The 13001-nt window shown below is 65.6% G+C and carries 11 protein-coding genes and 1 pseudogene; 7 read left to right on the forward strand and 5 right to left on the reverse strand.

All coding sequences use genetic code 11. The features are described from left to right. Window positions 1–7: 7 nt before the first annotated feature. Complete coding sequence (locus IVB23_RS23275) at window positions 8–934, reverse strand: methyltransferase domain-containing protein (RefSeq protein ID WP_247800183.1); 927 nt, start codon at window positions 932–934, stop codon at window positions 8–10. A 65-nt stretch (window positions 935–999) separates the two neighbouring features. On the opposite strand from IVB23_RS23275, the gene IVB23_RS23280 reads away from it, so the two are divergent. From IVB23_RS23280 to IVB23_RS23300, 5 genes are all read left to right on the forward strand, one after another. Further along, a complete protein-coding gene (locus IVB23_RS23280; protein ID WP_247804954.1) occupies window positions 1000–2037 on the forward strand; it encodes a ligase-associated DNA damage response exonuclease in 1038 nt (345 codons plus the stop codon). Further along, entirely contained in the window at window positions 2034–3911 is a 1878-nt protein-coding gene (locus IVB23_RS23285) for a cisplatin damage response ATP-dependent DNA ligase (RefSeq protein ID WP_247800185.1), read from the forward strand. The genes IVB23_RS23280 and IVB23_RS23285 overlap by 4 nt, the downstream gene beginning before the upstream one ends. Before the next feature lie 289 nt (window positions 3912–4200). Further along, window positions 4201–4506: a DUF6460 domain-containing protein gene (locus IVB23_RS23290; protein ID WP_028181545.1), complete on the forward strand. Its 306-nt coding sequence runs from the start codon at window positions 4201–4203 to the stop codon at window positions 4504–4506. Window positions 4507–4527: 21 nt separating this feature from the next. Continuing rightward, window positions 4528–5262: an MBL fold metallo-hydrolase gene (locus tag IVB23_RS23295; protein WP_247800187.1), complete on the forward strand. Its 735-nt coding sequence runs from the start codon at window positions 4528–4530 to the stop codon at window positions 5260–5262. A gap of 1 nt (window position 5263) precedes the next feature. Next, complete coding sequence (locus IVB23_RS23300) at window positions 5264–6643, forward strand: MATE family efflux transporter (RefSeq protein WP_247800189.1); 1380 nt, start codon at window positions 5264–5266, stop codon at window positions 6641–6643. An 85-nt stretch (window positions 6644–6728) separates the two neighbouring features. Here the strand turns inward: IVB23_RS23300 and IVB23_RS23305 are convergent, their stop codons facing one another. Both IVB23_RS23305 and IVB23_RS23310 read right to left on the reverse strand, forming a co-directional pair. Continuing rightward, entirely contained in the window at window positions 6729–7826 is a 1098-nt protein-coding gene (locus IVB23_RS23305; protein WP_061879636.1) for a quinone-dependent dihydroorotate dehydrogenase, read from the reverse strand. Beyond that, a complete protein-coding gene (locus IVB23_RS23310; RefSeq protein WP_061879635.1) occupies window positions 7823–8167 on the reverse strand; it encodes a DUF952 domain-containing protein in 345 nt (114 codons plus the stop codon). The genes IVB23_RS23305 and IVB23_RS23310 overlap by 4 nt, the downstream gene beginning before the upstream one ends. A 275-nt stretch (window positions 8168–8442) precedes the next feature. Between IVB23_RS23310 and IVB23_RS23315 the strand changes: the two genes are divergently transcribed. Beyond that, window positions 8443–9099, forward strand: coding sequence for a helix-turn-helix transcriptional regulator (locus IVB23_RS23315; protein WP_247800190.1), 657 nt, complete (start codon window positions 8443–8445; stop codon window positions 9097–9099). Window positions 9100–9237: 138 nt separating this feature from the next. Continuing rightward, window positions 9238–9991, forward strand: a pseudogene (locus tag IVB23_RS23320) (carbonic anhydrase family protein). Window positions 9992–10106: 115 nt separating this feature from the next. On the opposite strand, the gene IVB23_RS23325 reads toward IVB23_RS23320, so the two are convergent. Both IVB23_RS23325 and IVB23_RS23330 read right to left on the reverse strand, forming a co-directional pair. After that, entirely contained in the window at window positions 10107–11747 is a 1641-nt protein-coding gene (locus tag IVB23_RS23325) for a lysine--tRNA ligase (protein ID WP_247800191.1), read from the reverse strand. 150 nt (window positions 11748–11897) lie between these two features. Further along, window positions 11898–12833: a transporter substrate-binding domain-containing protein gene (locus IVB23_RS23330; RefSeq protein WP_247800192.1), complete on the reverse strand. Its 936-nt coding sequence runs from the start codon at window positions 12831–12833 to the stop codon at window positions 11898–11900. Between the last annotated feature and the right edge of the window lie 168 nt (window positions 12834–13001).

Genomic DNA, 13001 nt, shown 5'->3' on the forward strand with positions numbered 1-13001 from the left:
CCTAGACTCAAGTTTTCTCGGCGACGACGACGAGGCCGCGCACCGGCTCGTTGTTCTCGATGCGCGGCGAAGCCAGCTCCAGTGTCAGCAGCTCGAGGCCGGCCTTGGCAATCGCGTCGCGGACATATTCCGCGGAATGGGCATAGCGCAGGCCTTCGCCTAGCACGATGCCGCCGCCGTCATGAGTCTCCAGCGTGAAGGCGAGCACGCCGCTGGACGCGAGCACGCGCCTAGCTTCGGTCAGCACCGGTGCGAGATCGGAGAGATACACGAAGGCGTCCGCAGCGACGACGAGATTTGCGCTCGCGTCCGCCTTGGTGCGCAAGCCTTCGATCATGTCGGCGATCTCGAGCTCGGCATAGAGGTTGGTCGCGCGAGCCTCCTTGATCATGCGCGGTGACAGGTCGACGCCGATGAAGTGGTCGACCTGCTTGGCGAAGGCGGCGGCCGCAAGCCCGGTGCCGCAGCCGAGATCGATCGTGCGCTTGAAGTAGGCCGGCTTCTTGGCGGCGCCGCGCGCGGCCAGCACCGCTTTGAAGATCAGGCTCGGGCCGCGATAGCCGAGATCGTTGATCAGCGTGTGCTCGAAGCGCGGCGCGTATTGATCGAACAGCGTTTGCACATAGGCCTTGGGCATCTCCGCCATCTGTGCGTCGCCGAGCCGCATCAGGTGCAGGCCGGCGCCGTGCCGGTCCTCGGGATCGGAGTCGAGCGCCTTGCGAAAAGCCGCGATCGCCTTGTCGCGCTCGCCAAGCTGGCGACGGATCTCGCCGAGCGTGAACCAGGCGGAGGTGAAGTTCGGCGCAAGCTCGATCGCCTGCTCCAGCAGGTCCGCGGCCGCGGGCAGATCATCCTTGAGCTGGAGATCGCGCGCGAACTCGAAACGGCGATCGGCCATGAGATCGCCGGAGGACAGGAACAGGCGCAGGGGCATTGAGGAACCGGGGGAACGAAGCGGTGATGACTCGAAGATGCGGTGACGCGACCTATATAGCAGGCATGCGTCCGCAAGACATCCTGCTGCCAACTGCTGCCGGCCTGTGCTGCAAGCCCGGCGGCTTTCATATCGATCCTGTCCGGCCGGTCGAGCGCGCCGTGATCACCCACGGCCATTCCGACCATGCCCGTGCCGGCCATGGCGCGGTGCTGGCGACGCAGGAAACGCTCGACATGATGCGGCTGCGGTACGGCGAGAACTTTGCCGGCTCGACGCAAGCCATCCGCTATGGCGAGGAGATCCGGCTCGGCGACGTCCGCGTCAGATTTCACCCGGCCGGCCACGTGCTGGGTTCGGCGCAGGTCGCGGTGACGTGCCAGGAGACCTGCATCGTCGCCTCCGGCGACTACAAGGACGCGGCCGATCCGACCTGTGCCCGGTTCGAGCTGGTGCCCTGCGACGTCTTCATTACCGAGGCCACTTTTGGCTTGCCGGTATTCCGCCATGGCGACGCCGCCGACGAGGTGAAGAAGCTGCTGGCCTCCGTTGCGCTGTTTCCGGAGCGCGCGCATCTGGTCGGCGCCTATTCGCTCGGCAAGGCGCAGCGCGTGATCGCGCTGCTGCGGCAGGCCGGCTATGACGCCCCGATCTACCTGCATGGCGCCATGGAGAAGATCACGCACTACTACCGGAGCCGCGGGATCGCGCTCGGCGAGCTGAGGCCGGTGAAGGGCGTGAAGAAGTCGGCCCTTGCCGGCACCATCACGCTGGCGCCGCCCTCGGCGACTTCCGATCTCTGGACGCGGCGTTTTCCCGATCCCGTCACCGCCTTCGCGTCAGGGTGGATGCGCGTGCGCGCCCGGGCGCGCCAGCGCGGCGTGGAATTGCCGCTGGTGATCTCCGACCACGCCGATTGGGACGGCCTTACCTCGACGATCGCCGCGACCGGCGCGGGCGAGATCTGGGTCACTCACGGCCAGGAAGATGCGCTGGTGCATTGGTGCCGGAGCAAAGGCCTGAAAGCGCGGCCGCTCGATCTCGTCGGCTATGGCGACGAGGAGGAGAGCGAGACGCCGATTCCAGACGAGGCCGAAGCATGAATCGCTTCGCCGAACTGCTCGACCGCCTCGCTTACGAGCCCGGCCGAAACAACAAGCTGCGGCTGATCACCGGCTATTTCCGCGAGGTCGGCGATCCCGACCGCGGCTATGCGCTGGCCGCGCTGACCGGCGCGCTCAGCTTCAAGCATGCCAAGCCCGCGCTGATCCGCGATCTCATCGCGGCGCGCACCGACCCGGTGCTGTTCGGGCTGAGCTACGACTATGTCGGCGACCTCTCGGAGACGGTGGCGCTGATGTGGCCTCGGCGCGACGCAAACAATAGCGAATCTTTTCCGGGCTACCCCTCTCCCCCGCCCTCCCCCACAAGGGGGGAGGGAGCGCAGCGGAGTGCCGCGCTTTCAGTGAGAACCACAGCTGAGAATTGTTTAGCGAGTGATGGAGGCAAAACTCTTTCCGTTCCCTCCCCCCTTGTGGGGGAGGGGCAGGGAGGGGGGTACCGCGGGCGAGATGGCAATGATGCGCTCCATCCAAGCAACCACAACAACCCGCCACCACCGACCCTGACCGAGGTGGTCTCCACGCTGCGCACGCTCGGAAAGACCGAGTTGCCGAAGCAGCTCGAGCGCTGGCTTGACGAGCTGGATGAGACCGGCCGCTGGGCGCTGCTCAAGCTCGTCACCGGCGCGCTGCGCATCGGCATCTCCGCGCGCCTCGCCAAGACCGCGGCTGCCGCACTCGGCGACAAGGATCCGCATGAGGTCGAGCTGATCTGGCCAGGCCTCATCCCGCCCTATCTCGACCTGTTCGCCTGGCTGGAGGGACGCGCCGAAAAGCCCGTCAATCGCGATCCCGCGCCGTTCCGGCCCGTGATGCTGGCGCATGCGATCGAGGACACGGATTTCGCCGCGCTCGATCCCGCCGACTACATCGCCGAATGGAAGTGGGACGGCATCCGCGTGCAGGCGGTCGCGGGGCGGGACGATCGCGGCCACATCACGGCGCGGCTCTATTCGCGCACCGGCGAGGACATCACGGGGAGCTTTCCCGACCTCGTGCCGTCGCTGCACCTGCCCGGCGCCATCGACGGCGAGCTCCTGATCCTGCGCGAGGGCCGCGTGCAGAGTTTCAACGTCCTGCAGCAGCGCCTCAATCGCAAGGTCGTCTCGCCGAAGCTGATCAAGGAGTTTCCGATCCACCTTCGCGCCTACGATCTGCTTGGCTACGACGAGAATGATCTGCGCGAGCTGCCTTTTGTCGAGCGACGCGAACGGCTGGAGAGATTCGTTGGGAAGCTCGACGATCCCCGGATCGACCTGTCGCCCACGGTCCCTTTTACAAGCTGGGACGCGCTGACCGCCGCGCGCGCTGATCCGGCGAGCGCAGGTGCCGGCGAGGATGCGGACGCCGTCGAAGGCGTGATGCTGAAGCGGCGCGATGCGCCTTATCTGCCCGGGCGGCCGAAGGGCCAATGGTGGAAGTGGAAGCGCGACCCGCACATCATCGATGCCGTGCTGATGTATGCGCAGCGCGGCCACGGCAAGCGTTCGTCCTATTATTCCGACTACACTTTTGGCGTCTGGACCGAGGGCGATGGCGGTGACGAACTGGTGCCGGTCGGCAAGGCCTATTTCGGCTTCACCGACGAGGAGCTGCTCCAGATCGACCGCTTCGTCCGCCGCAACACCACGGAAAAGTTCGGCCCCGTGCGTCATGTCGTGCACGAGGGCGACAAGGGGCTCGTGCTGGAGGTCGCGTTCGAGGGTCTGCAACGTTCGCCACGACACAAGTCCGGCGTCGCCATGCGCTTTCCCCGCATCAGCCGCTTGCGCTGGGACAAGCCGCCGCGCGAGGCCGACCGGCTGGAAACGCTGGAGAAGATGTTGAAATCGGAAGCGGCGGAGATCGAAATGTGAAGCGTTCTGAGGTCAGGTTCGATCGCCGCTGCGAACGCAGTCCGCTCCCTCTCCCGCTTGCGGGAGAGGGGTGGGGAGAGGGCTGTCTCCGCAGTGGGATTCCCCCAAGGCGAGAACCCTCACCCGCGCCTTCGGCGCGACCTCTTCCGCAAGCGGGAAAGGTTACAGGGAGCTCGCGGCACACGTTTGCCCGAATTAAACCCTGGTAACCCGATTGACGCTCGCTTGCGGGTTCCCCATGTGCCTCGCCGTGCCCTATAATGGGGTCGAATCCCCTGAGGAGTTTGCGATGGTCCAAGACGTCAGAGATTTGCCGGCCGGCCGCAGCGACGGCCTGCACCGCTTTCTCGGCGGCTCCCCGCTGGCGGTCGCGTTTCGCCTGGTCCTGCTCTCGATCCTGGTCGGCGTCGTGCTGGCCGCGATCGGCTTCGACCCCTGGAACATCATCACCAGCATTCGTCTCCTGTTCCAGCGTCTCTGGGATCTCGGCTTCGATGCCGTGAACTGGCTGTGGCGCTACTTCCTGCTCGGCGCCGTCATCGTCATCCCGATCTGGCTGCTCTCGCGCGTCTTCGGCGCGCCGCGCGGCCGGTGAGATTTTGAAGGCTCGCGGCCGATGCAATTGCGCTTTGTCGGCTGCGGCGATGCTTTCGGCTCCGGCGGCAGGCTCAACACCTGCTTCCACGTCTCCGGGCGCGAGGCCAATTTCCTGATCGATTGCGGCGCGTCGGCACTGCCGGCGCTGAAGCGGCTCGAGATCGACTGCAACGAGATCGATCTGATCCTGATCACGCATTTCCACGGCGACCATTTTGGCGGGCTACCGTTTGTCCTGCTCGACGCGCAATTCTCGCGGCGGTCGCGGCCGTTGACGATCGCGGGTCCGAAAGGCATCGCGGCGCGGCTTGCCCAGGTGATGGAAGCGCTGTTCGAGCATTCCTCAAGCACCCAACAGCGGTTCGAGCTGAACGTGGTCGAACTCGCCCCCGAGCAAGGCCGAAGCTTCGGCGCGGTGACGGTGACACCCTATCCGGTCGTGCACGGCGAATCCGGCGGGCCTTTCCTGGCTTATCGCGTCGAGGCCGAGGGCCGCACGCTCGCCTACAGCGCCGATACCGAATGGACGGAGACGCTCATTCCGCTGGCGCATGGCGCGGACCTTTTCATCGCGGAAGCCTACATGTACGAGAAGGTGGTCAAGAACCATCTCAGCCTGAAGACCTTGGAACAGCACCTGCCCGCGATCGGCGCCAAGCGGCTCGTCCTCACCCATATGAGCGAGGACATGCTGTCGCGTCTGGGCGAAGTGCCGCATCTCGCTGCAGAGGACGGCATGGTGCTCGTGTTCTGACATGCACGCGCCGGTTCATCCCAGCATCAGTTCCCGACAGGTGTTCTCCATCGCGGGACCGGCGATGGTCGCGAACCTGACCACGCCGCTGATCGGCGTGGTCTCGACCACCGCGATCGGACGGCTCGACGATGCCGCGCTGCTCGGCGGCGTCGCGATGGCCTCCGTCATCTTCGACTGCCTGTTCTGGCTGTTCGGCTTCCTGCGCATGAGCACGCTCGCCTTCACCGCACAGGCGCTGGGCGCCGGCGCGACGCGCGAGCAGACCGCGATCCTGGTACGCGGCTTCATCGTCGCCGGCCTGATCGGCGCGGCGCTGATCGCGCTGCAGCTTCCGCTGGCCGGCGCACTGTTCGACCTGATGGGCGGCAGCGAAGGCGTGACGCGCGCGGCGAAAACCTATTTCATGATCCGGATCTGGTCGTCGCCATTCGCCTTCGCCAATTACGTCGTGCTCGGCTGGCTGGTCGGGCAGGCCCGCGCCAATCCCGCCCTTGCGCTTCAGGTCGTCATCAACCTCATCAACATGGTGGCGACGATCCTGCTGGTGCTGGTCTACGACACCGGCATTGCCGGCGCGGCGGTCGCCGCGCTGCTCTCGGAGACGATCGGCTTCGTGCTGGGCGTGGTCGTCTGCCGCCGCTATGCGGACGGTGGCTTCAGGGTGCCCAGGGCTACGCTGTTCAATCGCGCAAAACTGATGCGTCTGCTGGCGGTGAACTCCGACATCATGATCCGCACGGCGGCGCTGATCGCCGTGTTCCTGTTCTTCACCGCCAAGGGCGCGCGCGCCGGCGACGTCACGCTGGCGGCGAATTCCGTGCTCAACAATTTCCTCCTGGTCAGCGCCTTCTTCCTCGACGGCCTCGCCAACGCAGCCCAGCAGCTCTGTGGCCGCAGCTTTGGCGCGCGCGACGCCAGGGGATTTGCGGATTCGACCAGGCTGGTGCTGCTCTGGGGCCTCGGCTTCGCGCTGGTCGTCGCCGTGCTGTTCGCGCTGTTCGGCCCCAACCTGATCAATGTCATGACGGCCAGTGAGGACGTTCGCCGCGCCGCGCGCGAGTTTCTGCCGTTCATCGTGCTTGCGCCGATCCCCGGTGTGTTCGCCTTCGGCTTCGACGGCATCTATGTCGGCGCGACCTGGGCGCGCGAGATGCGCAATCTGATGCTGTTGTCGCTCGCGATCTTTTTCGGCGTCTGGCTGGCGCTGCAATCGTTCGGCAATGCCGGATTGTGGTGCGCGCTGATCGCGTTCTACGTCGCCCGCGGCGGCTTGCAGGGGGCGCGCTATCCGGTGCTGTATCGGGCGACGTTTTCTTCTCCTTCTCCCCGCTTGCGGGGAGAAGGTTGGGGTGAGGGGGAGTCTCCGCAAGGACGGTGAGAGTTGGACGCGCGGAGAGTCCCCCTCACCCGGAATTTGCTTCGCAAATTCCGACCTCTCCCCGCAAGCGGGGAGAGGCGAAGAACTACATCCCCGGCCAGTCTTCCGCCGTCAGCGTCGCCGCGTCGGCGCCGACGATCTCGGCCAGCGAGTCCCGCCCCGTGCGGAGCAGCGTCGAGGTCAGGTCGCGCTTGATCTCGTCGACGAGGCCGAGACCCTTGTAGACCAGCGACGAATAGAGCTGGATCAGGCTGGCGCCGGCGCGGATCTTCGTCAGCGCGGCGCCGCCCGAGTCCACGCCGCCGACGCCGATCAGCGGGAACGCACCCTCGACGCGCACATAGGTTTCCGCGACCATGCGCGTCGACAGACGGAACAGCGGTCGGCCGGACAGGCCGCCTTGCTCCTTCGCCCGCACCTGCTCGCGCAACGTGCTTGGCCGTGCGATCGTGGTGTTCGACACGATCATGCCGTCGACTCGGCGCGAACGCGCGACCTGCACGATGTCGTCGAGCTGGGCAAGGCTCAGATCCGGTGCGATCTTGAGCAGCACCGGCGTGTCGCCCGCCTTCTGGCGCACCCGCTCGCGGGCGTCAATCACGTGTGCGAGGAGATCGTCGAGCAGCGCGCCTTCCTGAAGGTTGCGCAGGCCCGGCGTGTTCGGCGAGGAGACGTTGACGGTGAAATAGCTCGCCACCGGCGCAAAGGTCTCGATCAGCTTGACGTAGTCGGCGACACGGTCCGGCGAATCCTTGTTGGCGCCGACATTGACGCCGACGATGCCGCCGTGCTGCGCACGCGCTGCAAGCCGGCGCAGAGCCGCCTCCGCACCGTCATTGTTGAAGCCCATCCGGTTGATGATCGCCTCGTCGCGCTCGAGCCGGAACAGCCGCGGCCGCGGATTGCCTTCTTGCGGCTTCGGCGTCACCGAGCCGATCTCGACGAAGCCGAAGCCGAGTCGCAGCAGTGCGTCCGGAACCTCGGCGCTCTTGTCGAAGCCCGCGGCCATGCCGATCGGATTGGGAAAGTTCAGCCCGAAGGCGCGCACCGCGAGCTTGGGATCATCGGCACGCGGCTTGGCCGGCGGCAGGAAGCGCAGGCCCTGGATCGCGAGGCGATGCGCATCCTCGGGATCGAGCCAGCGCAGCACCGGCAGAGAAAAGGCGTCGAACGCGCGGATCACGGCAGCAGCTCCGGAACATCGTGACCGCCGTCGGAGCGTATGTTGAGGTTGATCACCGCGATCACCGCGCCGACATCGAGCTCGCCATAGAGATGCGGAAACAGCTCGTCGTTGCGCGAGCGCTCCCAGCGCAGCTCGCTGCCGAGCACGTCGCCGTCGACCTCGACCAGGAACAGCGCGCGCTGCCCGAAATAGTGCTTGCGCAGGGTCTCGGGAACCTGGGCAGCGGTCGAAAAATGGATGAATCCGTCGCGCGCGTCATCCGCGCTGCCCCGGTAGACACCCTGCCGTTCCGCCTCGCGCCAGGCCGAGGCCGGACAGATTTTGTAGATCTTGACCACCGCTTTCGCAGGCCTTGTTTGTTCTTTGAGTTCTTTGGGTTTTTTCGTCTCACGCGGGTCCGCAAAACCCCGGGCGCGACCGTAAAGGCCGTCCCTTCCGAACTCAAGACCTAGAGTCTTTTCCGGTCCGATGAAATCGGAACGGGGCTCTGGATCCTTGTTTTGACGCGTTTTCGTGACGCGAACCGGTACCACTTCGCCACCTCTTGCGCGAAAAACGGAAAACCGGTTGATTTGAGGATAGTTTTCCTGAGTTGCGACGGGCTGGACCTGCCATGGTCAGACAAGCCAAAGCGCAGAGGATACTGACTCACGACCAGATCTGGGCCGCGCTGGATCGGTTGGCGGCGCGCGCCGGGTTGTCGCCGTCCGGGCTTGCCAAGCGTGCCGGGCTCGACCCCACCACCTTCAACAGGTCCAAGCGCATCACCGCCGACGGGCGCGAGCGCTGGCCCTCGACCGAATCGATCGCAAAGGCGCTGGCCGCGGCCGGCGCCTCGATCGACAGCTTTGCGAAGTTGATCGACCATGACGGCGCGGGCGACGGGCGCTCGGTGCCGCTGCTCGGCTTCGCGCAGGCCGGGATGAGCGGCGCCTTCGACGAGGCCGGCCTACCATCAGGCAGGGGCTGGACCGAGATCGCGCTTCCCGCCACTGAGGACGGCCACACCTTTGCGCTGGAGATTTCGGGCAATGCGCTTGCACCCGTCTATCGCGACGGCGACATCGTCTTGGTCTCGCCCGGCGCGCAGATCCGCAAAGGCGATCGCGTGGTGGTGAGAAGCAAAGCGGGTGAGGTGACGGTCGCGACGCTGAAGCGCCGCACTGCAAAGGTGCTGGAGCTTCAGCCGCTCGATGGGACACCGGTCGAACGCGCGATGGCGGCGAGCGATGTGGCGTGGATTGCGCGGATCCTGTGGGCGAGCCAGTGATTGCCTTCCGTCGGCATGGTGCCAGGTGCGGTGACACCACCGCGCCGCAGCCTGCAGCCAGCGACCTTGCGACTCACCGCTCCTCTTGCATAGGCTGCAGCCGATATTGTCGATCCAGTTAGTCTTTGGGGGATAAAGATGAATCGCCGTCACGCATTGAAGGCCCTGGCGGGTCTTGCGCTATGTCCGCTCTGCAAGCCGGCTTTCGCCGCCGAAGGCACGCATTGGAGTTATGAGGGCGTCGGCGGTCCGGCCAAATGGGGCGATCTCGATGCGGCCAACCAGGCCTGCGCGGTCGGCCTGCAACAGTCGCCGATCGACATCGAGGCGACGATCAAGTCGCAATTGCCCGTTCTGAAGCTGAACTGGGGCAAGAGCGCCGACACCATCGTCAACAACGGGCACACGATCCAGCTCAACTTCGCCGAAGGCAGCAGCTTGATGCTCGGCAACGTCAAGTACAAATTGCTTCAGGTGCACTTCCACCGGCCGAGCGAGCACATGATCGGCGGCAAGAATTTTCCGATGGAGGCGCATTTCGTCCATCGCAACGAGGCCGGGCTGGCTCGCCGTGGTCGGCGTGCTGATGACCGAGGGCAGACCGAACCCGGCCTTCGGCAAGGTCGTCAAGACCATGCCGGCGGCGGAAGGGCCTGCCGTGAAGGCCGACGCGACCATCGATCCTCACGCCATGCTGCCACAGAAGCTCAGCTATTTCCGCTATCCCGGCTCGCTGACGACGCCGCCCTGCTCGGAGGTCGTCGAATGGCTGCTGCTGACCGACCCGATCCAGGTCGCCAGCGCCGACGTCGCGGCGTTCGCAAAGCTCTATCCAATGAACGCGCGCCCGGTGCAGAAGGACAATCGCCGCTACGTGCTGAGGTCGACCTGAGCAAAAGCGGAGGCCCGTAGCCCGGATGAGCGCAGCGACATCCGGGACTGCTTGTGCGGCATGCACAGACCCGGATGTCGCTGCGCTCATCCGGGCTACACGTCCGCGACTTACGTCACGCGCTCCGCGCCAGCGCGCCGTCGATCATATTCACCGCGTTCTGCACGCCGTACACGGCGACGAAGGAGCCGAAACGCGGACCTTTCTCCTGGCCGAGCAGAACCTGGTAGAGCATGTTGAACCAGTCGAGCGTGACGCCGGGGCGGCCGTCCTTGCCCTTCTTGACCTGATCGAGGAACGGCTCGCGGCGTCCGACCTCGTAGACGACGTTCTGGATGTCCTCGGCCGAAGCGTCCGGCGCCAACTGCGACAGCGCATCGCGTAGATCCTGGAGCGCGGCGCGCTCGCTGTCTGTCGGCACCCGGAACTGCTTCGTCGGCGCGACGAAGTCACGATAGTAGTTGATGGCGTAGCCGACCATCGCGTCGAGCTTCGGATGCGTCTGCGGGCTCACGCCGGGACGATAGCGACCGATGAAGCCCCACAGCGTCTCGGCATTCTCCGCGTTCGACGACGACACCAGCGTCAGAAGCAGCTGGAAGGTCACGGGCATGTCGCCCTTCGGCGGCTTGCCGTTGTGGATGTGCCAGACCGGATTGCCGAGCTGCTGCTTGCCGTCCTGCTTGGCAAAGCCATCGAGGAATTGCTGGTAGTCGTCGACGTTGCGCGGAATGACGTCGAAATACAGCCGCTTGGCCGCCTTCGGCTCGCGATACATGAACAGCGACAGCGATTCCGGCGAGGCGTAGCGCAGCCATTCGTCGATGGTGAGGCCGTTACCCTTCGACTTCGAGATCTTCTGGCCCTTCTCGTCGAGGAAGAGCTCGTAGTTGAAACCCTCCGGCGGCGTGGCGCCGAGCGCCCTGGCGATTGCGCCGGACAGCTTCACGGAATCGATCAGGTCCTTGCCGGCCATCTCGTAGTCGACGCCGAGCGCGACCCAGCGCATCGCCCAGTCGGCCTTCCACTGGCACTTGACGTTGCCGCCGGTGACCGGCGTTTCGACTTCCTGGTTCGTATCGGGGTCGACATAGGTCACTGTGCCGGCCGCGACGTCGCGCCGGATCATCGGCACCTGCAGCACGATGCCGGTGGTCTGGCTGATCGGCAGGAACGGCGAATAGGTGGCGCGGCGATCGGGCCCCAGCGTCGGCAGGATGATCGCCATGATCTTGTCGTAGGCGGCGAGCATCTTCAGCAGCGTCGCGTCGAAGCGGCCCGACGTGTAGTAGTCGGTCGAGCTCGCGAACTCGTAATCGAAGCCGAAATGGTCGAGGAAGGCGCGAAGCCGCGCATTGTTGTGCGCGCCGAAGCTGTCATGCGTACCGAAAGGGTCAGGCACGCGCGTCAGCGGCTTGCCGAGATTGGCTTCCAGCGGCGCTCTGTTCTGGACGTTGTCAGGCACCTTGCGCAGACCGTCCATATCGTCGGAGAAGGCGAGCAGGCGGGTCTTGATCTTGTCCTCGGTCAGCACGCGGAAGGCATGGCGCACCATCGAGGTGCGTGCGACCTCGCCGAACGTGCCGATATGCGGCAGGCCGGAGGGACCGTAGCCGGTCTCGAACAGCACCTCGTCCTTCGGGCTCTTCTTCAGCCGCGCGACGATGGCCTTCGCCTGCTCGAACGGCCAGGCGTTGGATTGTTCGGCGAGCGCACGCAGGTCGCTCGGGTTCGCGGCAAGATCGATAACGGACATCAGGGGGCCTCCGGGCCGCGGAAAATAGCGATTTCCCGGCAGAATGCAAAAATGGTCTTGGTCGTCATTCCGGGGCGATGCGCAGCATCGAACCCGGAATCTCGAGATTCCCGGTTCGCGCGTCGCGCGCCCGGGAATGACGATCGATGGTTAGAACGGGCTGACCGAGAAATACCGCAGCCACAGATCGGTATAGCGGCCTTTTTCCCAGACGCGGAACATCGCCCAGTTCAGGGCCTGGCGCAGCACGTCGTTGCCCTTGCGCACGGCGATGCCGATGCCTTCGCCGAAGAAGCGGCTCTCGACGAAGGGGCCGCCGGAGAAGGCGCAGCAATCGCCGGAATCCGTGCCGTTGATCCAGAACGCCAGCGAGATGGCGTCGCCGAAGATGAAATCGACCTCGCCCCTGCGCAAAGCCGCGCGCATCGCATCGTCACTGGGATAGGCATGCAGTTCGGCGTCGGTGAACATCGCCTTGAGGTAGGCCTCATGCGCGGAGCCGGCGATGACGCCGACCTTCTTGCCCTCGAGATATTCGGGCCGGATCTCCGGCATCACCGCGTCCTTGCGCGAGACGAAGCGCGCCGGCACGCGGTAATAGGGATCGGTGAAGTCGACGCGGGCGCGCAACTGCGGGCTTACCGCCATCGAGGCGATGATGGCATCGCCCCGGTTGGAGGTGAGCGCGTCCACCAGCGTCTCGAAGCGGCGCATCTGCACCGTGCAGGTGACCTTGATCTCCTCGCAAAGCGCACGGGCGAAATCGACGTTGAAGCCGGCCGGGTTGCCGTCTGCGCCAGTGTAGTTGAACGGCGGATAGTCGGTCTCGGTCAGGAAGCGGATCACTGTCAGGCGCGACAGGTCCGGCCGCTCCGGTCGCCGGCGCGGGTCCCAGAAGCTGGGCACGGCCTGCGGGGCTGCCTGAGGCACGACCTGCGGCGTGGCCTGAGGGGCCGCCGGGGGCCGCTTGGCGGGCGCCTGGGCATTCGCGGCCGGTAGGCCGATGAGCAGGCACGCGCCGACGGCCAGCCCCGTCAGCAAGCTACGGGCAGATTTAGACGATTTCGCCTGTTGCGATGGAGCCATCGGCCGGAGATGAACGAATTTCGTTGGGATCGGAGGGCCTTATAGACCATCCCGCCGGGAACGCGAGCGCGGAATGTGGCTGGGTGAAGGTCCCTCGGCCGTCATGCCCGGGCTGTCCCGGGCATCCGCGTACTTTGCCGTCGCGCCCAACGTGGATGGCCGGATCAA

Source organism: Bradyrhizobium sp. 191 (assembly GCF_023100985.1).
Taxonomy (GTDB): Bacteria; Pseudomonadota; Alphaproteobacteria; order Rhizobiales; family Xanthobacteraceae; genus Bradyrhizobium; species Bradyrhizobium diversitatis.